This is a genomic window from Parasphingorhabdus sp., assembly GCF_049667325.1.
Taxonomy (GTDB): domain Bacteria; phylum Pseudomonadota; class Alphaproteobacteria; order Sphingomonadales; family Sphingomonadaceae; genus Parasphingorhabdus.
The window spans coordinates 1-25,368 of the sequence record NZ_JBATHY010000241.1 but is presented as its reverse complement, the minus strand read 5'-3'; the positions used below and the strand labels follow the sequence as shown (position 1 = coordinate 25,368).

Annotated in this window: 24 protein-coding genes; 12 read left to right on the top strand and 12 right to left on the bottom strand. The window is 58.0% G+C overall.

Annotated features, from left to right (window positions below; translation table 11 throughout):
- Window positions 1-690 (bottom strand): SDR family NAD(P)-dependent oxidoreductase (locus WBM93_RS10855; RefSeq protein WP_424431753.1); only part of this gene is annotated, 690 nt, incomplete at its 3' end.
- Between the two features lie 88 nt (window positions 691-778).
- Here WBM93_RS10855 and WBM93_RS10850 point away from each other — a divergent pair.
- Window positions 779-1,519 (top strand): SDR family NAD(P)-dependent oxidoreductase, encoded by a 741-nt coding sequence (locus WBM93_RS10850; RefSeq protein WP_424431751.1) that lies wholly within the window; start codon window positions 779-781, stop codon window positions 1,517-1,519.
- Window positions 1,520-1,600: 81 nt separating this feature from the next.
- Here the strand turns inward: WBM93_RS10850 and WBM93_RS10845 are convergent, their stop codons facing one another.
- From WBM93_RS10845 to WBM93_RS10810, 8 genes are all read right to left on the bottom strand, one after another.
- Window positions 1,601-2,734, bottom strand: a complete 1,134-nt coding sequence (locus tag WBM93_RS10845) for an acyl-CoA dehydrogenase family protein (protein ID WP_424431749.1) — start codon at window positions 2,732-2,734, stop codon at window positions 1,601-1,603.
- A gap of 23 nt (window positions 2,735-2,757) precedes the next feature.
- Complete coding sequence (locus WBM93_RS10840) at window positions 2,758-3,954, bottom strand: acyl-CoA dehydrogenase family protein (protein ID WP_424431747.1); 1,197 nt, start codon at window positions 3,952-3,954, stop codon at window positions 2,758-2,760.
- Between the two features lie 119 nt (window positions 3,955-4,073).
- Window positions 4,074-5,021 carry an RDD family protein gene (locus tag WBM93_RS10835; RefSeq protein WP_424431745.1) on the bottom strand — a complete coding sequence of 316 codons (948 nt, stop codon included), beginning with the start codon at window positions 5,019-5,021 and terminating at the stop codon, window positions 4,074-4,076.
- Window positions 5,018-6,040, bottom strand: coding sequence for a stage II sporulation protein M (locus tag WBM93_RS10830; RefSeq protein ID WP_424431743.1), 1,023 nt, complete (start codon window positions 6,038-6,040; stop codon window positions 5,018-5,020). Before WBM93_RS10830 ends, WBM93_RS10835 begins: the two co-directional genes overlap by 4 nt.
- A complete protein-coding gene (locus WBM93_RS10825; RefSeq protein ID WP_424431741.1) occupies window positions 6,037-7,359 on the bottom strand; it encodes a DUF58 domain-containing protein in 1,323 nt (440 codons plus the stop codon). The genes WBM93_RS10830 and WBM93_RS10825 overlap by 4 nt, the downstream gene beginning before the upstream one ends.
- On the bottom strand, window positions 7,356-8,312 hold the full coding sequence (locus WBM93_RS10820; protein WP_424431739.1) for an AAA family ATPase: 957 nt from the start codon (window positions 8,310-8,312) through the stop codon (window positions 7,356-7,358). Before WBM93_RS10820 ends, WBM93_RS10825 begins: the two co-directional genes overlap by 4 nt.
- Complete coding sequence (locus tag WBM93_RS10815) at window positions 8,309-9,589, bottom strand: hypothetical protein (RefSeq protein WP_424431737.1); 1,281 nt, start codon at window positions 9,587-9,589, stop codon at window positions 8,309-8,311. Before WBM93_RS10815 ends, WBM93_RS10820 begins: the two co-directional genes overlap by 4 nt.
- On the bottom strand, window positions 9,586-10,221 hold the full coding sequence (locus tag WBM93_RS10810) for a hypothetical protein (protein WP_424431735.1): 636 nt from the start codon (window positions 10,219-10,221) through the stop codon (window positions 9,586-9,588). The genes WBM93_RS10815 and WBM93_RS10810 overlap by 4 nt, the downstream gene beginning before the upstream one ends.
- Window positions 10,222-10,375: 154 nt before the next feature.
- On the opposite strand from WBM93_RS10810, the gene WBM93_RS10805 reads away from it, so the two are divergent.
- From WBM93_RS10805 to WBM93_RS10785, 5 genes are all read left to right on the top strand, one after another.
- The gene (locus WBM93_RS10805; protein WP_424431733.1) at window positions 10,376-11,116 is read left to right on the top strand and encodes a DUF7544 domain-containing protein; all 741 of its coding nucleotides are present in this window, start codon (window positions 10,376-10,378) and stop codon (window positions 11,114-11,116) included.
- A 122-nt stretch (window positions 11,117-11,238) separates the two neighbouring features.
- Window positions 11,239-11,718 (top strand): (2Fe-2S)-binding protein, encoded by a 480-nt coding sequence (locus WBM93_RS10800; RefSeq protein ID WP_424431731.1) that lies wholly within the window; start codon window positions 11,239-11,241, stop codon window positions 11,716-11,718.
- Between the two features lie 3 nt (window positions 11,719-11,721).
- The gene (locus WBM93_RS10795; RefSeq protein WP_424431729.1) at window positions 11,722-13,929 is read left to right on the top strand and encodes a molybdopterin cofactor-binding domain-containing protein; all 2,208 of its coding nucleotides are present in this window, start codon (window positions 11,722-11,724) and stop codon (window positions 13,927-13,929) included.
- Window positions 13,930-13,942: 13 nt separating this feature from the next.
- Window positions 13,943-14,404, top strand: a complete 462-nt coding sequence (locus tag WBM93_RS10790; RefSeq protein ID WP_424431727.1) for a c-type cytochrome — start codon at window positions 13,943-13,945, stop codon at window positions 14,402-14,404.
- Window positions 14,401-15,000 (top strand): nucleotidyltransferase family protein, encoded by a 600-nt coding sequence (locus WBM93_RS10785; protein WP_424431725.1) that lies wholly within the window; start codon window positions 14,401-14,403, stop codon window positions 14,998-15,000. The genes WBM93_RS10790 and WBM93_RS10785 overlap by 4 nt, the downstream gene beginning before the upstream one ends.
- On the opposite strand, the gene WBM93_RS10780 is transcribed toward WBM93_RS10785, so the two are convergent.
- Together WBM93_RS10780 and WBM93_RS10775 are read right to left on the bottom strand one after the other, a co-directional pair.
- Window positions 15,001-15,771: a hypothetical protein gene (locus tag WBM93_RS10780; RefSeq protein WP_424431724.1), complete on the bottom strand. Its 771-nt coding sequence runs from the start codon at window positions 15,769-15,771 to the stop codon at window positions 15,001-15,003.
- Window positions 15,768-16,409, bottom strand: a complete 642-nt coding sequence (locus tag WBM93_RS10775; protein ID WP_424431722.1) for a queuosine precursor transporter — start codon at window positions 16,407-16,409, stop codon at window positions 15,768-15,770. Before WBM93_RS10775 ends, WBM93_RS10780 begins: the two co-directional genes overlap by 4 nt.
- A 127-nt stretch (window positions 16,410-16,536) precedes the next feature.
- On the opposite strand from WBM93_RS10775, the gene WBM93_RS10770 reads away from it, so the two are divergent.
- From WBM93_RS10770 to WBM93_RS10745, 6 genes are all read left to right on the top strand, one after another.
- The gene (locus WBM93_RS10770) at window positions 16,537-17,106 is read left to right on the top strand and encodes a TIGR00730 family Rossman fold protein (protein ID WP_424431720.1); all 570 of its coding nucleotides are present in this window, start codon (window positions 16,537-16,539) and stop codon (window positions 17,104-17,106) included.
- A gap of 37 nt (window positions 17,107-17,143) precedes the next feature.
- Complete coding sequence (locus WBM93_RS10765; protein ID WP_424431718.1) at window positions 17,144-18,379, top strand: NupC/NupG family nucleoside CNT transporter; 1,236 nt, start codon at window positions 17,144-17,146, stop codon at window positions 18,377-18,379.
- A 44-nt stretch (window positions 18,380-18,423) separates the two neighbouring features.
- Entirely contained in the window at window positions 18,424-19,368 is a 945-nt protein-coding gene (locus WBM93_RS10760) for an isopenicillin N synthase family dioxygenase (protein ID WP_424431716.1), read from the top strand.
- Window positions 19,365-19,985 carry a uridine kinase gene (gene udk / locus WBM93_RS10755; RefSeq protein ID WP_424431714.1) on the top strand — a complete coding sequence of 207 codons (621 nt, stop codon included), beginning with the start codon at window positions 19,365-19,367 and terminating at the stop codon, window positions 19,983-19,985. Before WBM93_RS10760 ends, udk begins: the two co-directional genes overlap by 4 nt.
- A 238-nt stretch (window positions 19,986-20,223) precedes the next feature.
- Window positions 20,224-23,640 carry a TonB-dependent receptor gene (locus WBM93_RS10750; protein WP_424431712.1) on the top strand — a complete coding sequence of 1,139 codons (3,417 nt, stop codon included), beginning with the start codon at window positions 20,224-20,226 and terminating at the stop codon, window positions 23,638-23,640.
- A 157-nt stretch (window positions 23,641-23,797) separates the two neighbouring features.
- Complete coding sequence (locus WBM93_RS10745) at window positions 23,798-24,799, top strand: SDR family NAD(P)-dependent oxidoreductase (protein ID WP_424431710.1); 1,002 nt, start codon at window positions 23,798-23,800, stop codon at window positions 24,797-24,799.
- 1 nt (window position 24,800) lies between these two features.
- Here the strand turns inward: WBM93_RS10745 and WBM93_RS10740 are convergent, their stop codons facing one another.
- The gene (locus tag WBM93_RS10740) at window positions 24,801-25,367 is read right to left on the bottom strand and encodes an NADPH-dependent FMN reductase (protein WP_424431708.1); all 567 of its coding nucleotides are present in this window, start codon (window positions 25,365-25,367) and stop codon (window positions 24,801-24,803) included.
- Window position 25,368: the final 1 nt, after the last annotated feature.

The following is a 25,368-nucleotide window of genomic DNA, read 5'->3' as shown; positions in this document are numbered from 1 at the left end:
CGGATCAAGTGATTCGATATCCTGCAGCCGGCGGCGGTGGAACCCGGCAATTTGCGCTTCGCCTCCCGCGGTCTGATACCAGTCGCCCTGGATTTCGGTCGGGATATAGCCGGGATGGATGGTGTTGACGTTCACCCCCATCCGCACCCATTCGCGCGCCAGATTGCGGCCAAGATGGGTCACCCCCGCCTTGCTAGCTGCATAGGCGCTGTCGCCTTCGCCGGTCATCCTCGAGGTGATCGATCCGATGATCACGATTCTGCCGTTTTCCTTTTCCCGACTGCCGCTGGCGATCAGACGCTTGGCCCCTTCACGTGCGACCAGATAAACCCCCTTGAAATTGGTATCGAGCAGGGTCTGCAGCCGGTCTGCCGCTACTTCCGTAGAGCGCCCGGTTGCTGCTACGCCGGCGTTGGCAATGATCGTATCGACCGTGCCAAACGTCGCCTCCGCCGCATCATAGGCAGCGATGATCGAAGCTTCATCGGTGACATCCAGCGTTACCGCCAGCGCCTTACCCCCCGCATCAATAATCTTTTTTGCCAAAGATTCTGTCCGGTCGGTTCGCCGGGCACCAAGCACGACATTCGCACCCGCTGCCGCAAACAGTGCGGCAAAACGCGCGCCAAATCCGGATGAGGCACCAGCGATCAGCGCGGTGCGCCCTTGGAGGGAAAAAGGAATATCCATGATGTCATTGCTCCGGCTAGATGATGCAACAGACTCTAGACGATCGGCCAATGCTCGGCCAATAGTCAATTGCACAGGAGACAGACAAATGATCGACCCATCGTTCAACTTTGACGGTCAGACCGTCTGCATCATCGGCGGTTCCAGCGGCATCGGCAATGCCACCGCGCAGGCTTTTCGGGCACGCGGCGCAGAGGTGCATGTGACCGGAACACGCGCCAGCGAAGCCGATTATGATGCGGACCAAGGCTCCGATCTGGAGGGCCTGACCTATCATCAGCTCGATGCCGCCGACGATAATGCGATTATCGCACTGCGGCAGAAGTTCGACAAGCTGGACATATTGGTCTGCTCGCAAGGCATGGTGATGTACAAGCGCGCCGAATTCGAGCCGGAAAATTTTGCCAAGGTTGTTCAGGTCAATCTCAACAGCCTGATGACCTGCGCGGGGGAGTTTCACGATCTGCTGAAACAGACGCGGGGGTCGCTGATCATCATCAGCTCGACCGCGGCCTTTCATGCGACCGTCGGCAATCCTGGTTATAATGCTTCCAAGGCTGGTGCCGCTGGCCTGACTCGGACGTTGGGCAAGGCCTGGGCTCCCGACGGCATCCGCGTCAATGGCATCGCTCCGGGTCTGATCGCAACCAAGATGACCAAGGTCACCACCGACAATCCTCAGCGCCTGGAAGCGTCCATCCGGTCGATCCCGATGGGCCGGGTCGGCGATCCGGATGACATGGCCGGACTGGCCCTGTTCCTCGCGTCACCGCTGGCTGGCTATATTGTCGGCCAAACAATTATCGCCGACGGCGGTTTGCTGCTGTAATCTGGCTGATAGCACTGAACAAAAAAGGAGGCGGAACCGGCCTGGTTCGCCCCCCCTTTTTGATAGATTATAGCCCGACTATCAGGCCGCGGTCAGGGCAATATGCCGCCGCATATGATGATCGACGCTGCCGAATTCGCCTTCGAAGATCGACAGCCGCTTGAAATAGCTGCCCACTGCAAGCTCGTCGGTCATGCCCATGCCGCCATGGGTTTGGATTGCCGACTGGCCAATGAAACGGGCTGCCTGACCGATACGGACCTTGGCCGCAGACACGTTTTTCTTGCGCGTCGCGTCGTCTTCGTCGAGCTTGATCGTCGCGAGATAGCACATCGAAACCGACTGCTCATATTCCATCAGCATATCCGCCATGCGGTGCTGGAGCACCTGGAACGATCCGATCGGCACCCCGAACTGCTTGCGCTGGCGCGAATAGTCGAGGGTGGTCTCGTTGGTCACCTTCATCGCGCCAACCGCTTCGGCACACACCGCGGCGGTCGCTTCGTCGACCACTTTCTCGATCAACGGCAATCCATTGCCGGCGTCGCCAATCAACGCGTCGCCGGAGATTTTCACATTCTCGAAATAGACTTCTGAAGCGCGGCGGCCATCGACCGTGGCATAGTCGCGCGTGCTCACCCCCTGGGCCGCTTTGTCGACAACGAATACCGAAATGCCGTCTTTGTCGGTCTGCCCACCCGATGTACGCGCGGTTACGACCAGATGCGTCGCCCAAGGCGCGCCAACCACAACCGCCTTGTGGCCGTTGAGGATATAATCGCCACCATCTGCCTTGGCGGTCGTTTCCAGATTGGCGAGATCATAGCGCCCGCGTGGTTCGGCATAGGCGAAAGCGAAAATCATTTCGCCGCTGATAATCCCGCCGATATATTCTTCGCGCTGCGCAGCGTTGCCGCCATGTTTCAGAGCACCGCCGGCACAGACCACACTCGGGATGAACGGTTCGACGGCCAGTCCCTTGCCGAATTCTTCCATGATGATCATCGCTTCGGTCGCACCGCCAAAACCGCCGTCCTCTTCCGAAAACGGCGCAGCGAGCATTCCAAGCTCGGCCAGTTGCGCCCAAAGCTCCGGCCGCCAGCCGGTTTCACTGGCGATCACATTGCGCCGTGTATCAAAGTCATATTGCTCGCGGATAAGGCGCGAAATTCCGTCGCGCACCATATTCTGTTCGTCGGTAAAATCGAAATCCATAATATTTCTCCCGTATCGGTCTGTTAAAGGCCGAGGATCATTTTGGTGATGATGTTGCGCTGGATCTCGTTGGACCCGCCGTAGATCGAGGTCTTGCGCATGTTGAAATAGGCCGGTGCCGCATGATGGGCATGGTCCGGGCCAATCGGGAAGTCGTTCGATCCATCATCGGGAAAGCTGCGGAAATCGGGCGCGCCATAATGGCCGACCGCTTCCAGCGTCAGCTCGGTCAGGCGCTGCTGGATTTCCGTACCCTTGACCTTGAGCAGTGAACTTTCCGGTCCCGGTCCCTTGCCGGCCTGTTCGCCAGCAAGTGTCCTGAGTTCCGTAATTTCCAAAGCCGAGAGGTCGATCTCCAGCTGGCTGATCTTCTGGGCAAAACCCATGTCTTCGATCAACGGCTTGCCATCGAGCAATTCGGCGGCCGCAATTTCCTTGAGCTGTTCGACACCGCGCTTGGAACGGGCGACCCCGGCGATGCCGGAACGTTCATGCGCGAGCAGGAACTTGGCATAGGTCCAACCCTTATTCTCTTCGCCAATCAGATTGGTCGCGGGTACCCGGACATCGGTGAGCCAAACTTCATTGACCTCATAGCCGCCGTCGATCAGCTTGATCGGGCGGACTTCGATGCCCGGTGTTTTCATGTCGACAAGAATGAAACTGATGCCCATTTGCGGCTTGGGCGCGTCCGGATCGGTGCGGCACAGGAAGAAGCCCCAGTCGGCGTGTTGGGCCAGCGTTGTCCACGTCTTCTGACCGTTGATGATATAGTCATCACCGTCGCGCACTGCCGTGGTTTTCAGCGATGCCAGATCGGAGCCCGCTCCGGGTTCCGAATAGCCCTGACACCACCACACTTCGCCTGACCGGATGCCGGGCAGATGCTGGGCTTTCTGTTCTTCATTACCAAATGTGTAAATCACCGGCGCGACCATCGCGACGCCGAAAGGCAAAGGCATCACGGTGTTCTTCCGCGCATTTTCTTCTGACCAGATATAGCGCTGGGTCGGCGTCCAGTCGGTGCCGCCATGTTCCTTCGGCCAGGCCGGAACCGACCAACCCTTTTTGCCGAGAATCTTGTGCCAGGCGAGCATATCCTCTGGACTGAGGTCGTCCCGGAGGCCGCTTGTGTTGATATTTTGCGGATGATTATTCTCAATAAATTCACGCACTTCCGCGCGAAAGGCCTTTTCTTCTTCTGTGAATTCCAGATTCATGGGAATGCTCCTTGGTCAGAATTTGGCCGGACTATAAGCTGAAAGCCGCCGAAAACAAGCAATTAACCGCGCAATTAAGGTGACGCTACGGAACTGCCGGACGGGCGCCATCGGACCTTCTATTCGTGCGGCGAAAACTTGTCCTTGCGCCGCTTGCCAAATTTCATGCTCCGCTCCAGACGGGCGCGTAGCGCGGTATAATAAGCTTCCAGAAAAACGCGTTCGTCGCCACTGCCCGGCTCCCATCCGATTTTCTGGCAGATAGAGGCGGCAACCTTTTCCAGTGCTTCATTCTGGTCGCTGCGCAAGACATTTTCCAGGGTCTGCAATTCATATTCGCCATAGACCGACAAGTCTGCATCGGAAAATTGATATCGGGTGATCGGCACGGCTCCGTCTGCCGATATCTTCGCCGCCGACGGCGCGACAATCTCGCCGAGATTCTTTTTCACATTCTGGATCACCCAGGTCCCGGCGATCACGTCTCCGCCGCGCAGCCGGTCCTTGTTGAACAGCGGAAAAAGCAGAAACATCGATACCCACAGAAAACCGGCCCAGGCGGTAAAATCCGTCATCGTTCCGTTGGCTTCTCCCGAGGTCAGGAACACCAGCGGCAGGAACAGCTCGACGTCGCGGACAATATTGCGCGCGATAACCGCTTCTGCGGTCAGCCGCCCTCCATCTCTCGCCGCCACCCTGATGCCAACAGCGCGTTTGCCCCATGTTGCGGCACGATCACCCAGTTCGAAATAGAGAAAATATGCGTTGCGGAACAAAAAGACGGAAATGATCCAAAAAACCGCCAGCAGCTGAAGCGGGCCGCTGGCATTTTCCAGATTACCGTCAATGGCCAGGCCGAACCCCCACAACAGCAACAGCCCTGCCATCGTGACCAGAAAGATGAGACCGAGAATGATAACAATGTCCAGCGCAAGTGCGCCCGCCCGGGCGCCCGCTGCGGCAACCGTGACATTGAGCGACACGCCTTCCGGTGTGACCATGATCCGGTCGAGTTTCGGATTGGCGGATCGCCGGATCCATGGCTCTGCGGCTGTGCTGTCGCTCATGCGCCGGATCCTCGCCGTTGTCTGCCAAAGCCGATAAAATAGACGAGCCAGAGCAGCAGCATCCCGCCGCCGACGCCAAAGCGGCCGGCGGTATTGTCGATCAGCTGTCGGGCAAAGCCTTCGAGCAGGCCGGCGCAGATCAGCATGACGATAACCCCCGCCATGACCAGCGCGGACCGCTTGCCTGCATCGCTGGCCGCCTTCAGATGAGACCGTGCACCCGGAAAGGCAATCGAACGACCGACATGAATCCCGGCGGCGCCAGCCAACAGGATGGCAAACAGCTCGGTCGTGCCGTGAATCGACAGCCAGCCGGCGAAATCGACCGTCAGGCCGCGTTGCGCAAACACCCAGAACATCGCACCGAGCAGCGCCATATTGTGGATCAGCAGCAATATACTGGGGATGGCAAAGGCAAAACCAAGCGCAAAAGCGAGGATTGCGACCTGCGCGTTGTTGCTGAACAGAAATGCAGCGAACATGCCCAGTCCATCCTCATTCTGCCCGCCGAAAAGCGTGCCGCGCAATGCGTCTTCAGTCGCGCCCGGCACCCGGACTTCGGACAGGCCGCCGGGGACGAGAGCGTAAAACCAGTCGCTATCCCCCGCGACCAGAATATAGCCTATCGTGGCACCGGCGATCATCACTGACAGGGCAATCCAGATATCATATTGGATCGCCCGGACCGCCCGGCTCCAGCCACCGCCGAAAAAGCTCCCGAGCCAGCGACCGAAACTGGTCTGGGTGCCATAGACCAGAAAATAGGACCGCAGCGCCAGTCCTTCGAGATAGTCGATCAGGCCGGCATCGAGCGAATTTTCCCGGGCGATCGACAGGCTGGACAGCAAGGTCCGGTATAATGTGGGCAACGCCAGCACATCGTCATCTGACAGACGCCTGCTCTTGCCCTTCTCCATATTGGTGACAATATCTTCCAGCCGGATCCAGTCCGCCTCCCGCTCGAGCCGAAAGCGGTCGCTGCGCAACACCGCTGCGTTCAATGCCTGCTCTGTGCTCACAGGGCGCCCCGCCGTTTGATGTTGAGATAGCCGTTGATCAGGCGTGTTCCGATATCCTGGTGTGCGCCTTCGATCACATCAATGCCAATGTGCCGGAGCTTGGTAAGGACCAGTTTTTTCTGGTTGAGCAGATTTTGTGCGGTCACCGCCCGCGCGACATCCTCGGCGCTCTGTGGAGGCGTGTCGATAATCGAGGTCAGTTCCCGATCTTCCAGAACCACGAACAGCACCAGATGCTTGTCGATCAGCCGTCCCGCCGCCTCGAGCATCAGATCGGCCGCGGTCGGGTCGGTAAAGTCGGTAAAAATGATGATCAGTGAGCGTCGCTTGAGCCGGTTCTGCAAAGTTGACAGCGCCAAGGTGTAATTGCTCTCCTGATGACGATAGTCAATGGTTGCAGCCTCCTGCTGCAACCGGAAGAAATTGCGGCTACCCGAGAGGAAAGGCGTCGACAATTCGGGTTTGGCGGCAAAGCTGAACAGGCTCGTCCGGTCGCCGGCCTTGAGCGTGATATAGGCGGTCAACAGCGCCGCCGACACTGCCCGGTCGATCCGCGGAAGGCCGTCGACCGGTTCGCACATGGCCGCGCCGCAATCCAGCGCGAAGACAATCTGGTTATTCCGCTCCGTGTCATATTCCTTGGCCAGCAATTTGCTGTGGCGCGCCGATCCCTTCCAGTCGATACTGCGCCGGTCCATGCCCGGCTGATATTCTGCCAGGGCTTCAAATTCGCTTCCCTCGCCCCGGACCTTTCGGGCGAGCAGTCCGAATACGGAATCGCGCAGGAACATCTGCAGCGTCGGGCTGCGCACGGCCGAGATATTCGGCATCACGGCAACGCTCTGGCTACTCTGCTTCTGGATCTGGCGCCAGGCCAGCCCGAGCGGCCCGGTCCATCTTAGCCACAGCTTGCCGATCGCTCCGGTTCCGCGCCTGGCGGGAACGGTGGTGGCCTGGCCGGAAAAGACATCATCGTCTGCAACCCTTCGTTCCAAGGAAAACACGACCGTTCCATCCTCCGCCAGCCGAGTGTCCAGCCCAAGATTGCCGCATAATTTCCGCGGCGCCAGCATTCCGGAGAAATTGGCTTCCAGTCCCAGCACCAGCGGTGCGCCAATTTCCGCCCTGCCGGCCACCGACAGCCGCACCTCGTTTGCCCTGGCGGCCACCATGCCATCAAGGATAAGGAGTAGCAAAAGCATCGCCGCCCATGCCGCGCCGATCGCCCAAAGCGACGGCATGATCGCCGCCAGTACCGCGGCAATCGGCGCACCGAGCGCAAAGAGCCAGATGGCCCGCCCGGTGGGGTAAAAATTCAACGCGGTGCTTCCGTCCGTTCGACCAGCCCGGTGATGATGCTGTCCACCTGCCGGCCTTCAATCTCGGCTGCTGGCGAAAGCATCGTCCGGTGGCGGAGTACCGATGACGCGAGCGCTTTCACGTCATCGGGAATGACATAGTCCCGGCCGGATATCGCTGCCCGGGCCCGCGCGGCATTAGCCAGCATTATCGCAGCGCGTGGACTGGCGCCATTTTCCAAATCGGCGGTTTCGCGGGTTGCCCGGATCAGGCGGACGACATAATCAACCACATCATCGACCAGCTTCACCGACTTCACGACTTCGCTCGCCGCAGTTAGCGTCGCGCTATCGGCCTGTTTTTCAATGCCGAAGTCTCCCGGCACCGGCGCGCCGACGCGCTCGCCATATTGGGTAACGATCTTCCTCTCTTCCTCGGCATCGGGATATTCGACCAGCAGCTTGAACAGGAACCGGTCAAGCTGGGCCTCGGGCAGCGGATAGACGCCCTGCTGCTCGATCGGATTCTGGGTGGCGACAACCATGAAACGCGAGCCCAGTGCGTGGGTCTCGCCGTCGATGGTCACCGACCGTTCCTGCATCGCCTCCAGCATCGCCGCCTGGGTTTTTGGCGGGGTGCGGTTGATTTCGTCGGCAAGCAACAGATCACAGAAAATCGGTCCCCGGGTCAGGGTGAAACTGCTGGTTTGGAAATTGAACAGATTGGATCCGATAATGTCGCCGGGCATCAGATCGGGGGTGAACTGGATGCGCCCGAAATCAAGGCCCAGAGTCGCGGAGAAACATTGGGCCAGAAATGTTTTGGCTGTCCCCGGCGGCCCCTCAAGCAGCACGTGGCCGGAAGAAAACAGCGCGATCAGCAGATGGTCGACTATTTCTTCCTGCCCGATAATCGCTTTGGCGACCTGACCGCGGATATTGTCCGCCAGAGTCTTGAGTTCGTCGATGTTCATCCGATATTTTCCTTTTTCCAGGCGTGGAGGGCCGCGGCCCCGTCGGCGATTTCTTGCGGTTTTTGTGCCCGAACAAGCTGTTGGAACAGGGCGGAGAAATGCTTGCCGCCGCTCTTCCCCAGCGCGTCCAGTTTTTGATGAATTTCTTGTTCACCGGCCTGCGGATTGATACCGATTGCCTCGCCCGCTTGCGCACGTATCATCTCTGCATAAGGATCGGTAACCAGATATCCGCGCTGCATCCGGCCGATAAACGCGGCGCTGTTGTTGACCAGTGCGGCCTTGCCAAAACTCATGCTGCGTTTTTCCATGGCCGGCGGTCCGAAGCGGTTGAACGCCATCCACGCCGCAGCCAGCGCCGCGGTGACCAGACAAATGGTAGCGGACAAAAACGGCGGCTCAAAGGCCAGTGTGAGCAAATTTGCCGCGTTCCCCAAACCGTTGAAGGTGAGATCAAATGTCACGCCTCCGTCGCTGGCGGTTGAAGCCGCCGAGATCAGCGCGAGAGCGTGGCGGGCGGTCGACTTGTCGGCCATGCCGGCGTTGTTGAGCAGGTCGGCATCGGCAACGATCACCACCGGGTAGAAGGATTCATCTATCGCTTCTTCATCGGTGATTTGCGATTCATCCAGACTGTCCAGCTGCGCATAGACACCGCCATTATCGAGATAGGCGACCAGCGCACCCTTGGACGACGGTCCCTGCACGATCGCGCGAACCGTATCTCCCTTGATCGTGACCGGAATTGCAGGCGCTTTCAATCCGGTGCCAACTGCCGAACGCGCTGGTCGTCCGGCTGGCGCTTTGTCATCGACGGATAGGCTGACCTCGGCCAGCTCCTTGAGCATTTGTACGCCAAGTTCTTCACCCCACGGATCTCCGCGGTGCACCCAGCCCTTCTGCAAGTCTGGGCTTGTGCCGACCTGCCATTTGGGCAAAATGATCATTGTCGGCCCCACATAGATACGCTGCCGGACCACGCCGTCAATATCTTTGGTGGGCGTAAATGGCCCCGGCGTCAAAACGAGCAGACCGGGATTGTCCATCCCTGCCTGGGAACGCGAATATTGCACCGGCACACCGGTTTTTTCGAGCAAATTGGCGAGCGCCTTATAGCCAACAACGCTGTTGGACGCGCCATGCGCATCACCATTTTTCCCCGAAGCCAAAGGATCGCCGGTGCCCAATCCGTAGAGCAAAGCGACGAAAGCCACAAAGCCGACCGCGAACATGGTCATGATCGTCGTCCGCTGGAAGGGGTTTGCCTGAACGCTCATCCTTTCACCGCTCTTTGCCAGGTTTCCTTGAGCGCAAATCTTGCGTAGGCATCCCGCGATATCCGCCATCCGCTCTCGTCAACCGGCAAGGCCGCAAATATGCCGCGCTCGACCTGGCCGGCGATCACCGCAAACATGGCCCGCGCGGTTCCGGGCAAGCTGTCAAAACGCTCGATCTCGCGCGATGTGCTTGACGGTCGCAGCAAATCGGGGCGGCGTTTTTCGATATCGGCGATGCTGTGTTGGAGCAGCAGGCGAACCGCCTGGTCAAACTGCCCCGCGGCGGCCAGCGCTTCGGCTTGCGCGAGCAGTTTGCGTGCCGCATCCGGTTGCGGCTGCCAGATTTCCTCAGGCGGGCGTTTCCGGCCACGCCATTGCTCGACATAAGGCGACACAATTACCCAGAAAAGCGTCAACACACCCGCAACAAGCAGAACCAGCAGCAGGATGCGCAATATCGGCCATGCTGCCGCGATTGCTTCGAACAGCGGCGTCAGAAATTCACCGAGCCAGTCAAGAAAATCGCGCCACCATTGCGGTACTTCCGGTGGCTCGGGGGCCGGGGTAGGCGTATATTGGATATTTGCGTCGGCGCGTACATCGTCCCACGCACCGTCAAAAGAAGCGCTCACTTCATTCCCCTTGCCTTGCGCTACTTTTACCACTGGCAAGGTGTTGCAGAATCCCCAGGATCGAGCAAGAGCGAACATAGGTCTGCGGTTCAACTTTACCCGCGACGGGAAATATGCCAGCCTGTCGATCGGTTGAAAACGGGGAGAATAAAACATGGCGGAACCAGCAGGGAAGCTCGACATTAACCGGGTGCTCGACAACACATTTGGCGTCATCGCGCGACACCCGGTGATCTATCTTGGCCTGTCCTTCCTGATAATCGGTATTCCCAACGCGCTTTTGCAAACCGCACAAGGCAATTTTACCACTGGCGCAGGTGGGTTCAACGTTTCAACCAGCTATTCATCGCAAGGATTTGGGTTTATTGCACTGATGCTGCTTTCGATTTTGTTGCAGGCAACCCTGATCGTCGCAACGCTCAATGATCTGGGCGGCAAGCCGCTCAGTCTGGCAGACTGCTTTGCCAAGGCACTGAAAAAACTGCTGCCGTTGATCGGTCTGGGAATCTTGATGGCCCTCGGGATCGGCTTTGGCCTGATCCTGCTCGTCGCGCCCGGGATCATTCTCTATCTCATGTGGATTGTCGCCACGCCGGTAATGATGGCCGAAGATCTAGGGGTGATCGATTCTCTCAAGCGGAGCGCGGAATTGACCTCGGGGTCGAAGCGTTTGATTTTCGTGTTGTTGATCATATTCTTTGTCCTGGCGATGGTCTTCGGACTGTTTGTTGCCTTCGTCGGATCGCTCAGCACAATATTATTGGCGATTATCACATTGATCAGCAATACCATAACCGGAGCATTGCAGGGAGCAGGTGTCGCGTCGATCTATGTTGATCTGCGGACCGCAAAAGAGGGCACTGATACCAGCGCGCTTGCCGAAATTTTCGCCTGATCATGGTCGGCCGAACCCGTCCGGTCAGTAACTCGGGGCCCTGTCCCGAAGGCCCCTTGGCTTGAAGCAGCGGCTCCGCTATAAGTTGCATATTGCCATTCAATCATCCGGGTGAAACTTCCATGATCAAGCTCAACGTCAACGGCCAGGCCAAAGAGGTCGATGTCGACCCGGCGACACCGATTTTGTGGGTCGTGCGCGAAAATCTGAAAATGCCCGGCACCAAATTCGGTTGCGGTATCGCTCAATGCGGGGCCTGCACCGTACATCTGGATGGCAAGCCGATCCGTAGCTGTTCGACGCCGGTTTCCGCTGCCGAGGGCAAGACGATCACAACGATCGAAGGCATCGCGGGCGAAGACGGCACGTTGCACAAGGTCCAGCAAGCCTGGATCGAAGCCCAGGTTCCACAATGCGGCTATTGCCAGTCGGGCCAGATCATGGCGGCAACCGCTTTGCTCGATAAAAATCCCCAGCCGACCGACGCACAGATCGACAGCGCGATGGCTGGCAATGTCTGCCGCTGCGGCATGTACGGCCGGATTCGCGAAGCAATCAAGGCGGCAGCCGGCATCGAGCAACCGACGAAAGTGGAGGCGTAGGTCATGGGCAAATGGTCAAGACGCGCTTTCATTGGTGCCGGCGTTGCTGCCGGCGGTGCTCTGGTTGTCGGTATCGCGGTCCGGCCGGGCAATCCGACCGGCAAGCTCAAGGATTTCGTCGCAAATGGCGACGGTGAGCAGCTGATCAACAGCTGGGTCAAAATCGCACCAGACAACACGGTCACCGCGATCGTTCCCCATGCCGAAATGGGTCAGGGCGCGCACAGCGTATTGGCACAGATGCTGGCCGATGAACTGGATGCCGACTGGGACAAGGTCGAGATTCTCGAAGCCCCCGGCCTGCCGTCCTACGCCGGCGCCGATATCGGTCGCGAATTTCTGGCGCCCACGCTTGAGGTTCCCAATCTTCTCGAGCCGACGGTTCAGGGCACGTTCCTGAAACTGGCCGACATGATGTCGATCAGCTTTACCGGCGGCAGCTTCTCCATTCGCGGAGCAGGGCAGCGCAGTATCCGCATGGCGGGTGCCGCCGCGCGCCAAATGCTGATCGCCGCCGCGGCCGAAAAATGGGGCGTTGCGCCAAGCGAAATCACGACCGCAAACAGCATGTTGAGCCACCAGCCTTCGGGCCAAACGGCCACTTATGGTTCCTTTGCGGCCGCCGCAGCCGAACAGACGCTACCGATCAAACCGCAACGCAAGGCGGTCAGCGATTTCAAGCTGATGGGCAAACCGATCCCGCGCAAGGATATCCCGTCCAAGGTCGACGGAACCGCCGGTTTCGGGATCGATATGGAGATCGAAGGCATGAAATATGCTGCGGTCAAGGCACCACCGGTGATTGGCGCGAGCGTCGAAAGCATCAACGCAGAGACCGCCAAGTCGATGCCCGGAGTGTTGCAGATATTGAACATGGGCAATTTTGTCGCGGTCATCGCCGATGGCTATTGGCAGGCGCAACAGGCGCTGAACACGGTGGAAGCAATTTACTCCAAGGCCGAAGGCGGGGAACTGGACCAGGCCGCGGTGTTCGCGCGCTATGCCAAGGCGCTTGATGACGCGGGCGCGGACGGCGGCGATATCGAGACCGACCAGGGCGATACTGTGGACGCGATGGCCAAGGCAACCAAAACCATCAAGGCGGAATATAAGGTGCCGTTTCTCGCCCATGCCACGATGGAGCCGATGAACTGCACCGCCAGGATCGCAGACGGCCAATGCGACCTTTGGCTTGGCACGCAAAATCCTCTTGCTGTGCGCCGCGATGTCGCGGAAGCGCTGGGACTGGACGAAGAGAAGGTCAATCTCGAGAATCAATATCTCGGCGGCGGCTTTGGCCGGCGCTCGGCCAGCGATGTTCCGGTGATGGCCGCGCGGCTCGCCAAGGCGGCCGGCTATCCGGTCAAGATGATCTGGTCGCGCGAGGAAGACACCGCGCAGGACATGTACCGCCCATCGGCGACCAGCCGCTTCGAAGCGGGTCTCGACAAGGACGGCAATCTGGTCAGCTGGAGCAATATCCATGTCCATCTGTTTGACCCGGCAGAAGCGCCGACCGTGCCGCATTATGCGATCCCCAATCAGCTGATCCGCAAGGTCGATGTTCCGATGCATTTGCGCTTTGGCGCTTGGCGGTCCGTGGATCACAGTCAGCAATCCTGGTTTATCGAAAGCTTCGTCGACGAAGTCGCGGCAGAAGCGGGCAAGGACCCGCTCGAATTGCGCCGGACCTTGCTGGCCAAGGCACCGCGTCATCTGGCCGTGCTCAACAAGGCGGCCGAAATGGCCAATTGGGGAAGTCCTCTGCCCGAAGGCCATGGCCGCGGTATTGCGCTGGTGCCATCCTTCGGCTCGATCGTCGCGCAAGTGGCCGAGGTTGATATGACCGGCAAGAAACCGCGCGTCACAAAGGTCTTCTGCTGCACCGATGTCGGCTTTGCGATGAACCCCGATGGCGTCGCCGCGCAAATGGAAAGCGCGATCGTCTATGGCCTGACCGCTGCGCTCTATGGCGAGATTTCGATCAAGGACGGCGCGGTCCAGCAGAGCAATTTCCACAATTATCCGATGCTCCGGATTAACGAGATGCCGCAGGTAGAAGTGGCCTTGATCAATGGCGATCACGACCGGATTGGCGGCGCGGGCGAACCTGGACTGCCGCCGATTGCCCCTGCGGTCACCAATGCGATTTTTGCCGCCACGGGAAAACGGGTCCGCGAGCTGCCCATATCCAAGCATGATTTTGCCTGATCGGAGCCCTGAAATGCTGAAAACTGTTCATATAGCCGCCTTGGCTTCTCTGCTCGTCCTGACCGCCTGTGGCGCAGATCCGGCGCCCGAACCGGTCGAGCAGATCATCGTCCGCGAACCCGGCGCAGCACCGGTGGCAACCGCTGCTGACGATCCGGACAGCGCGCTGCTCGCCGAAGGAAAAGCGGCATTCGCCAATTGCTCCGCCTGCCATACCCTGGAACAGGGCGCCGCCAATGGCGCTGGTCCCAATCTTTTCGGGATCGTCGGCAAAGCGGCAGGATCGGTCACCGGTTTTGGCTATTCCGACGCGCTCAAGGCATCGGGCATCACCTGGACCGCAGCCGAACTGGATAGCTATATCGCCGATCCAGCCGCAAAAATTCCCGGCACGACGATGGTTGCCGGTGCGATTGCGGATCAGGGCAAACGACAAGCGGTCATCGCCTATATCGAAAGCGTTAGCGCCAATTGAACGAGGGCTCCGGCATCATGCTGGCGCTGCTGGCGGCCGGACAATCCCGCAGATTTGGTGATCGGGACAAGCTGAGTGCAATGCTCGGCGACAAGATGCTCGGCATACATGCTGCCGAGACCGGCGCAGAGCTGCCGTTTATCCGAAAGCTGGTGATCGGGTCGCCAATGCATGATTGTGCGCCGCAATGGGGCGCACTCGGTTATCAAATAATCGCCAATGAAGAAGCCGCACAAGGTCAGGCAACATCGGTCCGGCTCGCCGCCGCCCAGGCGATCGAAGTCAAGGCCAGTGCATTGTGCATCATGCTGGCCGACATGCCCTTTGTGACAAGCGACCATATCGGCAGGTTGATCGCGGCATTCGAACAATCAGGCGGCACAAGCACCGTCGCATCGGTACGAAACGGACGAGCGATGCCGCCCGCAATTTTTCCTCCCGCTGCCTTCGAGACGCTAATTGCCCTGGAAGGCGATTCGGGCGCCAGAAGCCTGCTCGCAGATGCCAAGCTGGTGAAAGCAGACGACCCGATATTGTTGGATATCGATACCGGGGCAGATCTGGCTGACGCCAATATTATCTGTAATAATAGATAGTTACTGACCGAAAAGTGGCGCAGCGTCGATCAGGAAAACATCCTCTCTCGCCTCCAGCCCTTCCATGATCATATATTTGTGGCCCGCACCGAACAGAATCAATATTCGTTTCTCCTGCCCCCTCAGTATATCCAGAGCGCTATTGATTTTGTCCAGATGAGCAGCGTTGATCGCGCGCCAGCCGCCAGCGCCGAGATCGGCGCCAAAGAGGCGTTCATAAGTCTCCTGACGGTCTTTGACCGCCGCATCATAAGCGCTTGAATGGATGAAACCGGGGTCATCCGAGCGGGCCGCCAAGGCTTTGCGGTAGCGCTGGATAGCCGCCTGATATTCCAACCAATCATCCGCGCGCGCCGGATCAGCTGCAAGCCGTGTTTCAACCGCCCGCCGCTCGTCAGCGATTTCCCGCGTCCAGGCGGCAACGGGAAGCATCTCGAAGCCCAGTTGACTGCGCAACGGGAAGACCACATCGGTCAGTTCCGGAAAATCATCAGCCCGGCTTTCCCGCACTTCGCCATATTTGTCGAAATTCGCGGACGCGGTGGCAAAGCGGTCTGCCGGCAGCTCGACCATGACGATATCCGGATCATATTTGACAATCGCATCGCGCAGCACATCCAGAGAATAATCCTCGCTCTCGCGATGCTGGCCATGGATCGCGCCGATGACCGTAACGATATTCGCTCCTTCGGGCGGCGCAACAACCGGGCTAGGAGAACATCCCGTCAGGCCAAGTATCAGCGCGGCGAGACAGGCGGCAAGCGACTTCACTCGCGATCCAGTCTCTGCCCCAGTTTCACGAAAAACACGATCAGGAAGGGCACCAGCAGAAAGGACAGCACGACCTTGGCCGAACCCTGACCCAGCAATAATTGCCCGATCGGGCGCTCCCCGTAAAAGGCGATGGTGATGAAAATGACCGTATCGACAATTTGCGACAAGGCGCTTGCAATGGCGGCGCGCAACGCCAGCATCGCGCCCTTCATATTGGCCAGACGGGAAAAGATATAGACGTTGAGGAATTGTGACACGCCATAAGCGATGATCCCCGCGAACATCAGCCGTGCACCCTGGGACAATATGATCGGAAAGGCTTCTTTTGCCGGTTCGTACATCCCCGGATCGGTCGGCAACGCCAATACGATCTGGATCAATATGATCGCGGTGATCAGGGGAACAAAGCCGAATCGGACCAGCCGATTTGCAACGTCCCGGCCGTGCAATTCCGCAACCGCGCTCGACAAGACGACCAGAAGAAGAAACGGGAAGATGCCCGATTCAACCGCCAGCGGTCCGAGCGCGACCTGTTTGGCGCCCAATATTCCGGCGATACAGGTCATCCCGCCATAGAGGACTGCAAAGACAAACAATGATCTTGGGATGAGATTGGTTTTTGATGTTTCCGTCATCGACAACGCCCTAGCCTGATCGGTGGCGAAAAAAAAGAAATAGTCACAGGTCCGATTTTTTCTATAGGGAAAAGATATTCAAAAGCAGCAGATCGCGGCCCACATTGTCGCACGATCGGGGGAAAATTTGCAAAGACTGGCAGTTTATTGCGGCGCCAACGCCGGGCAGGACCCGGCTTATGCCGAAACGACGATTTTGCTCGGCAAGGCCATGGCAGGGCGCGGCGTTGATCTGGTCTACGGCGGCGGCCGACTCGGCCTGATGGGGATTATCGCCGACACCGTGCTAGCCGAAGGTGGCCGGGTTCATGGCGTCATTCCGGAGATGCTGAAAGACCTGGAAGTCGCGCATCAAGGCGTAACAGAACTCCACATCGTGGATAATATGCACGAACGCAAAGCCAAGATGACCGATTTGACCGATGCCTTTGTCGCCTTGCCGGGCGGCGTTGGCACGATGGACGAATTGTTCGAAGCCTGGAGCTGGAACGCGCTCGGCTATCACAACAAGCCGTTCGCGATATTGAATGTCGCCGGTTACTGGGATTCGCTGATCGATTTTCTCGACAAGATGTCGGAACAGGGTTTTGTGTCGGCCGAGCGGCGCAAGCATCTGATCGTGTCCGACAATATCGACGATTGCCTCGACCGCCTCGCTGCAGCCTGTAACACCGAGACCGGCAGCTTTACCTGGTGAGTGTTGTCCTGCCCCAATTTTTAAGCGGAAAAACCCGATGATACCCATCCTGACAAGCATTGCCGGCATGGCTTTGATCCTGCTGATCGCCTTCGCTCTTTCAACCGGCCGGCGGAATATTCGCTTGCGGGTCGTCGGAGCGGCTTTTGCGCTGCAGGCGGGGATTGCCGTCATCGTCCTTTATGTACCCGCCGGAAAACGGATAATCGAGGCGATGGCGTTCGGCGTATCAAATCTACTTGGCTACGCCTCGGCCGGCACCAATTTTATCTTCGGACCGCTCGCCAGTCCGGCAATGGGCGGCAACAGTTTCGCGATTGCAGCCTTGCCGGTAATCATCTTTTTCTCGGCGCTGATTTCGATTCTCTATTATCTGGGCATCATGCAGTTCATCATTAAATGGGTTGGCGGTGCCATTCAGAAAGTGACCGGCATTTCAAAAGTTGAGTCGCTATGTGCGGCGGCGAATATTTTCGTCGGCCAATCGGAATCGCCGCTCGTCATCCGCCCCTATCTTTCCAGCCTCACCCAGTCTCAGCTGTTCACCGTGATGAGCGTTGGCATGGCGGGGGTCGCCGGAACAATATTGGCAGCTTATGCCGCCATGGGCATAAGAGTCGACTATCTGCTCGCCGCCGCCTTCATGTCGGCACCCGGCGGGATATTGATGGCGAAGATCATCATGCCGGACAATCCGGACGATCCCGCGCCCGAAGAGCTGGTTGTCGCGGTCGACTATGAAGAAGAAAAACCCGCCAATATCATCATGGCAGCGGCGATGGGTGCGCAAACCGGAGTCAAGCTGGCGGTCGCCGTCGGCGCGATGGTGCTGGCCTTTGTCGCGCTGGTCGCGCTGGCCAATGGTCTGCTCGGCGGGATCGGTGGCTGGTTCGGCTATCCCGATCTCAGTTTCCAGCTTGTGATCGGTTATATTTTTGCACCGATCATGTTTCTCTTGGGCGTCCCCTGGGAAGAAGCGCTGGGCGCCGGCGGCCTGTTCGGAACCAAGATTGTCCTGAACGAATTTGTCGCCTTCATCGAACTGGGCAAGATCCAGGACGGCATTTCCCCGCTGACCAACGCCATCGTCATCTTCGCTTTGTGCGGCTTTGCCAATTTCAGCAGCATTGCCATCCAGCTCGCGGTGACAGGCGGTCTTGCACCCAATCAGCGTCCGGTCATTGCCAAACTCGGCCTCCGCGCTCTGGCGGCAGGATCACTCGCCAATCTGATGAGCGCGGCGCTTGCCGGTATCCTGCTTTCGCTCGGCTGAGCGATCCCGATTGACAAATAGGCATAAGGACGCATCTTAAAAGCATGACCGAGACCCAAGATACGCTAGCCGCCGTTTCCCTTGCGATGGCGGACAACGACAGCGACGGCTTTGCCGAACGAATCGGCCAGAGCTTTTCCGACTGGGGCTTTGCGGTGGTTTCCGACCACGGCATTCCCGCAGAGCTGATCGCCCGCGCCGAAGCGATGTCGCGCGCCTTTTTCGCGCTGCCGGACGATGTCAAACGATCCTATCATATCGCTGGCGGTGGCGGCGCCCGTGGATATACGCCGTTTGGAACCGAAAGCGCCAAGGATTCCAACATACACGATCTCAAGGAATTCTGGCATATCGGCCGCGATCTGCCTGCCGGTCATCCGTTCGAACCCGTTATGCCGCCCAATATCTGGCCAAAGGAACTCGACGGATTTCGCGAAACCTATCTCGAAATGTTTGCCGCCTTCGACAAGGCCGGCGCGCGTATCCTCGAAGCCATTGCGCGTTTTCTGGGATTGGCACCGGATTTCTTCGTCGACACGGTGCGCGACGGCAATTCGGTTATGCGGCTGATTCATTACCCGCCGGTGCCGGAAGATTCACCCGCAGTCCGCGCGGCCGCGCACGAAGATATCAACACGATCACATTGCTGATCGGCGCCGAAGAGGCCGGCCTGGAATTGCTCGACCGAAATGGCAACTGGCGACCGGTAACGCCGAAACCGGGCGAGCTGGCAGTGAATATCGGCGACATGTTGCAGCGGCTGACCAACAACCGCTTGCCATCGACCACCCACCGCGTGGTCAACCCCGCACCGGAACGGCGCGGGCATTCGCGCTATTCCATGCCTTACTTCCTCCACTTCCGGCCCGATTATGCGATTCAAACACTGCCAAGCTGCGTAGACGACGCCCATCCGGATCTATATCCGGAACCGATCACCGCGCATGATTATCTGATGCAGAGGTTACGCGAGATCGGCCTGATATGACCCCCAAGGCGGTTGGCATTGGCGGTGGCAGCTGTTCCGGCAAGTCGACGTTGACGCAAAGGGTTTTTGAAGCGCTGGGGCCGGAGCAATGCGTGATCCTGCCGCAGGATGACTATTTTTTCGGCCTTGGCGATGCGCCCAAGGGCAAGGGCGGTCCCAATTTTGATCATCCCGATGCGGTTGATTTTGACCAGATGCGCGCGCAGCTGATCCAGCTCAAAAACGGCGAGGCGATTGACCGGCCGCTCTATGATTTTCCTACCCATATGCCCAAGCGCGAGACCGAACGGACCGAACCGCGACCGGTGATATTGATCGACGGCATATTGATTCTCCAGCACCAGCCGTTGCGCGACCTGCTCGACCTCAGCATCTTCGTCGAGTGCGATGCCGAAACCCGATTTGACCGGCGACTCGAACGTGATGTCCGCGAACGAGGGCGCAGCGCGCAGTCGGTGCACGAACAGTTTGCCAACCAGGTCGGGCCGATGCACGATCTCCATGTTGAGCCTTCGAAGGTTCACGCCGACATCGTGATAAATTCGCAACAGTCAGAACACGCCCTCGAAGACCAGTTTAAAAGGGTGTTGAAGAATATTCAGGCTCTAATTCAATAGTTTAGGTCAATCTGATTCGCGCGGATCAATGCTTGAACCGGTGCCGGCCCTGCCTTGGATAAGCTGTGGATAAAATTTAACTGCTGCATCGCGGCGAAAAGTCGTTGCGATTGAAGCAAAACTGTCATTGTACCGCTCTATCGGGACGGTGCTTTACCAAGCAGGTCGAACAGGGTCGGCCGAAGCAAGTTCGAAACAAACGAATGGCTTTGATGTCATCATACGGGGAAAATGATCCATGAAAATCAAATATCTTTTGGCGGCCAGCGTCGTCAGTCTTTCCACAGCCGGCCTGATGGCGACACCAGCCGCAGCTCAACAGATCACATCGGGGATTGAAGGCCAGGTTACGGATCAAAATGGGGCTGCTATAGCCGGCGCAACCGTTGTTGTTGTGGACACGCGTACCGGCCAGCAACGGACCATCACCACCAACAGCGACGGCCAGTTCCGCGCCGGATCGCTTGTTCCCGGCGGACCCTATTCGGTGACCGCGCGGGCTGCCGGTTTTGAAGGGCAAACGGTAGAAAACCAGTTCATCAATCTGCAGGGCAATACAGATTTCACCTTCGAACTCGCCTCCAGCGATTCTGGACAGGTCATCGTTGTAACCGGTGCACGCGCAAACGTAACCCAGCTCGCCGTCGGTCCCGGCCAGTCCTTTGGCGAAGTAACGCTTGAATCTTTCCCGTCAATCACGCGCGATGTTCGCGACATCATCCGCCTCGATCCACGAGTCAGCCTTGAACGGGACAATGAAGTAGACCGGATTTCCTGCCTGGGCGGGAATGATCGCGCAAATACCTTCACCGTCGACGGTATCGTGCAGGCCGACATTTTCGGATTGAACGGAACCCCGTTCGCGGCGCGCAACTCATTGCCTCTGCCATTCGATGCAATTCGCGAAACCTCCGTGGAATTTGCGCCTTTTGACGTCGAATATTCCGATTTCACCGGCTGTGCCGTCAACGTCGTGACCAAATCCGGTACCAACCAGTTCCACGGCAGCGCCTTCTTCACATATCGCAACGAAGACCTGCGCGGCAGCACCATCGCCGGACAGGATTTTACTCCGGCGCCGTTTAAAGAAAAGCGCTGGGGCGCGACTTTGGGCGGCCCGATCATTCCGGATCGCCTGTTCTTTTATGCCGGTTACGAAGAGACCGATCTGGGGGATTCGAATGACCTCGGCCCGACCGGCGCAGGGTTTCCGAACGAAGCCAATTTCGTCACCCAGGCCCAGTTTGACCAGTTCGCAAACATTGCAAATTCGGTTTATGGCGTCGATGTCGGCGGATATCCTCGTTCGCTACCCGAATCGAGCGTTCGCTATTTCGGCCGACTTGATGCCTATATTACCGAAGATCATCGCGTTGAAGCGACCTACCAACGGCTCGAGGAAACCAATGTCGAAGCCGACTTCGGTTCCGAAAACCTTACGGGTCTGAACAGTTTTGAAGATGAAGGCACGATATCGGATTATTATTCGCTGCGGCTCTATTCCGACTGGTCCGACAATGTCTCGACCGAATTGCGTGTGTCGAGAGCACAAGTCGGGGACGTTCAGGGTCCTGTTGGGGGCGGCGAAGCGCAATCGGACAATCCGCTTGTGCGGCTCGCCGTGGCAGTTCCCGGCGCTCCAGGCGGTCAGACTGGTTTGCTGACGACCGGACCTGGGATTTTCCGGTCAGCCAACCAGCTTGACACCAAGATTGATCAGGCGCGTTTCCAGATGAATATCAGCGCGGGTGATCACAACATCAAACTCGGTGCCGAGCTGAACGATCTCGAGGTGTTCAACCTTTTCGCCATCAATGCGACTGGGACATTGTACTTCAGCAGTCTTGCGGACTTCCAGGAAGGCCTGCTGAGTGACGGATCGACCTTCTTTCCGACCAATGATCAGGTGCTCAGCGGCGCAGCCTATGGCGCCGACATCAACGCCACGCCAACGGGTGACATCAACGAGGCAGCGGCCTTGTTCAGCCGCCAGATCTATAGCTTCTATGCTCAGGATGAATGGCAGGCGACTGATCAGCTAACGCTTACCGGCGGTGTGCGTGTCCAGATAGTTGCTGGCGATGCACCTCGCGCCAATCCTACCTTTCAGGCGCGCTATGGTTTCACCAACGCGAACCCGTTCAGCAAGCTTGATCCGCTGCTTTTGCCAAGAGCCGCGTTCAGCTATGATTTCGACAATCAGGGCTTTTTCAATAACACTTCGGTAACCGGCGGCGTCGGCATGTTCTCCGGTGGCGATCCGGTCGTGTATTTTTCGAACGCATTTTCAAACAACGGGTTCTCGACCGGCTTGGGTACGCTGGCCAGCTCGACTTGCGCAGCGCTCAATGCTCCTGCAGGTCCGGTTGATGTTGTCGTCAACGGCCAGTTCACCGGGTTCCCGCAATGCGCTATCGATGCAGGCTCTCAGCAGGCAGCTGCCGGACTGGCCGACACCCAGTCTACCGACCCGAACTTCGAGGCCCCCACCGTGTTCCGCGCCAATCTCGGAGTATCAACCCGGTTCGGTACGGATGGTGGTTTCTTCTCGGACTGGAACCTGAACCTCGATTATATCTATTCGCGGTTCATCAATCCGCTGAACTTTGTCGATTTGTCCCAGACACCGAATATTACGCGGGGATTGAATGGATTTGCCGTCGATGGTCGCCCTATTTATGCTGCCATAGATATTCTCGATCCGGATGCGGCAGGTTGTAACGCGCAATTGGTTGGCACCGGCGGCACGCCTCCTGTCTACAATAATGTTAGTGCCATCTGCTTTAACCGGATTGGCCGGGATGACGAAATTCAGCTGACCAATGGCCAGTCCTACGACAGCCACGTAGTCTCGGTTGCGCTGCAAAAAACCTTCAACGGCGGCGTCATCACCGATGGCGGCAGCGTTAACGTCAACTTCGGCTATGCATATACGGACTCGAGCGATTACCGGAACAATGGCAGTTCGACAGCAACATCGAGCTATGACGTTACCGCGGCCTTCGATCGTCAAGCACCTGCAACCTCTACATCCTTCTACCAAACCCGGCATAATCTGGTCTTTGCAACAAACTTCAAGGAAGAGTTTTTTGACGGGTTCGATACGTCGCTTGGGGTGTTCTTTTCGGCGCGGTCCGGTCGGCCTTACAGCCTGACCTTTGACGGTGGTGGCGTGTTCGGCGACAGTTCGTCAGGTAACGACAATGCGCTGCTGTATGTTCCAGCAGGTCTCAACGACCCGAATGTTTCACCGCTGTCTGATCCTGCTGCCGTGCAGTCGCTGATCAATTATGTGGGTGCCAGCAATTGTGGATTCACCGCTGGTCAGTCGATCAAGCGCAACACCTGTCGCAATGACTGGATCGTCGATGTCGACTTGCGTTTCAGTCAGGAAGTGCCCGGTCCGGGCCGCCTGTTTGGCGTGGAAGACAAGATCGAGTTTTTTGCGGATATCGACAACTTCCTCAATATTCTCGACAGCGGCTGGAACGTATCGCGTTCGCGTGATTCAGCCGGTCTGGTCGATGTGGTTGACGGCGGCGTTGATTCACAAGGTCGCTATATCATCACGGACTTCAATCCGGATGATCAGGAAAATGTACGAATTTCCTCTTCCGCCTGGCGTATCCAGGTTGGTGTTCGCTACGAATTCTGATGGTCTGAACATTCAATTCAAACGGCGGTGCTGCAAAGCGCCGCCGTTTTTCGTTGTTCAACCCCGGTTCGCGCTGGCGATCGACTTTTCTGCTTTCAAAATTCTTACCGGTTCGTGCTAAGGCTGCCGCGGACCAAGTTGCGGATAGGAAAAACAAATGGGTGAAATCACCGCAGATCCGGTGCTCGTAACCGGCGCCGCCGGGTTCATCGGGCATGCGGTTTCGGCACGGCTGACCGAGCGTGGGGAATCGGTGATCGGGATTGATAATCTCAACGATTATTATGATCCGGCGCTAAAGGCCGCCCGGCTTGCCAATCTCAAGGCTCTCAATGATTTTCGCTTTGTAGAAATGGATGTGTCCGATGCCGAGGGCATCAAGGCGCTGGTGCAAACCAACGGCGTGCAGCGGATCATTCATCTCGCGGCGCAGGCCGGGGTCCGTTACAGTATCGAAAATCCGTTCGCCTACCAAAAATCCAACCTGCAGGGCCATTTGTCGCTGCTTGAAGCCAGCCGCCATGCGGAGAATTTCCAGCATCTCGTCTATGCTTCTTCCAGCTCTGTCTACGGTGACAAACCGATGGGCGGCAAGGGATTCACCGAGGACGAACCTGCCACCGATCCGGTATCGCTCTATGCCGCGACCAAACGCTCGGGTGAATTGATGAGCCAGTCCTATGCAAAGCTATACGGCTTTCCGATGACCGGCCTGCGTTTCTTCACAGTTTACGGTCCCTGGGGTCGCCCGGACATGGCCTATTTCGGCTTCACCCAGAAGATTTTGGCCGGTGAACCGATCGAGGTTTATGGCGAAGGCCGAATGGCGCGGGACTTCACCTATATCGATGATATTGTCGACGGCATATTGGGTGCGCTGGACCATCCGCCGGAAACGCATGCCCATCGTATCCTCAATATCGGCGATAGCCGTCCGGTCGGCCTGATGGAAATGATCAAGGCACTGGAAGATGCGCTCGGTATCGAGGCACAAAAAGTGATGCGTCCCATGCAGCCCGGCGACGTGACCTCGACCTACGCAGATATATCCAGGCTCCACGCGCTCACCGGATATGCGCCAAAGGTGATGCTGGAAGACGGATTGAAAAAATTTGTCAGCTGGTATCGCGATTTTTACGGCAATTTGCCGCCCGCCTGATTCAGCGTGTTTCGGCCCTCTGCATGACCTGCTGGGCAACCATTTCGAGCTGTGTGCTGACCCCTTGATCGTTGCACATGCCATCGCGGAACATACCGCCCGATGCATTGATTCCCACTCCCAGCGGCGTCGGCCAGCCGCGTAGCGAGTGGACGATCGAACGCAGCGCCGCGAGGGTGCTGCCGACCGCCTGCCAGCCATGCGCTGTCACGATCAGACCAATCGGCAGACCGTCAAGATAGGTGCGGTCGTCGGCCGACGTCTCTTCGATGTAATCAATTGCATTTTTCACCAGGCCGGAGACCGTACCGTGATAGCCGGGGCTCGATAGCAGCACACCGTCCGCGCGCCGCACCAGCGCGACCAGATCCTTGCCGGTTTGATTGAGCCCGGCCGGGTCCGACCGATAATGCGGCAGCGCCATCAGGCGGTCAGATCCGAACAATTCGGTTTCCGCTCCGGCAGCGGCGGCGGCCTGCAACGAAATCGCCAAGGCCTGCTCGGTCGAGGATTCGGGATTGGTCGTGCCGCCAAGACCGAGAATGAAGGGTTTTTTCGTCTGTTTCACC

Coding starts and splice junctions, on each gene's coding strand:
- WBM93_RS10790 (WP_424431727.1), top strand. CDS start 13,943: ATGCTGAAAACTGTTCATATAGCCGCCTTGGCTTCTCTGCTCGTCCTG.
- WBM93_RS10800 (WP_424431731.1), top strand. CDS start 11,239: ATGATCAAGCTCAACGTCAACGGCCAGGCCAAAGAGGTCGATGTCGAC.
- WBM93_RS10835 (WP_424431745.1), bottom strand. CDS start 5,021: ATGAGCGACAGCACAGCCGCAGAGCCATGGATCCGGCGATCCGCCAAT.
- WBM93_RS10845 (WP_424431749.1), bottom strand. CDS start 2,734: ATGGATTTCGATTTTACCGACGAACAGAATATGGTGCGCGACGGAATT.
- WBM93_RS10840 (WP_424431747.1), bottom strand. CDS start 3,954: ATGAATCTGGAATTCACAGAAGAAGAAAAGGCCTTTCGCGCGGAAGTG.
- WBM93_RS10805 (WP_424431733.1), top strand. CDS start 10,376: ATGGCGGAACCAGCAGGGAAGCTCGACATTAACCGGGTGCTCGACAAC.
- WBM93_RS10750 (WP_424431712.1), top strand. CDS start 20,224: ATGAAAATCAAATATCTTTTGGCGGCCAGCGTCGTCAGTCTTTCCACA.
- WBM93_RS10815 (WP_424431737.1), bottom strand. CDS start 9,589: ATGAGCGTTCAGGCAAACCCCTTCCAGCGGACGACGATCATGACCATG.
- WBM93_RS10795 (WP_424431729.1), top strand. CDS start 11,722: ATGGGCAAATGGTCAAGACGCGCTTTCATTGGTGCCGGCGTTGCTGCC.
- WBM93_RS10775 (WP_424431722.1), bottom strand. CDS start 16,409: ATGACGGAAACATCAAAAACCAATCTCATCCCAAGATCATTGTTTGTC.
- WBM93_RS10765 (WP_424431718.1), top strand. CDS start 17,144: ATGATACCCATCCTGACAAGCATTGCCGGCATGGCTTTGATCCTGCTG.
- WBM93_RS10820 (WP_424431739.1), bottom strand. CDS start 8,312: ATGAACATCGACGAACTCAAGACTCTGGCGGACAATATCCGCGGTCAG.
- WBM93_RS10850 (WP_424431751.1), top strand. CDS start 779: ATGATCGACCCATCGTTCAACTTTGACGGTCAGACCGTCTGCATCATC.
- udk (WP_424431714.1), top strand. CDS start 19,365: ATGACCCCCAAGGCGGTTGGCATTGGCGGTGGCAGCTGTTCCGGCAAG.
- WBM93_RS10745 (WP_424431710.1), top strand. CDS start 23,798: ATGGGTGAAATCACCGCAGATCCGGTGCTCGTAACCGGCGCCGCCGGG.
- WBM93_RS10760 (WP_424431716.1), top strand. CDS start 18,424: ATGACCGAGACCCAAGATACGCTAGCCGCCGTTTCCCTTGCGATGGCG.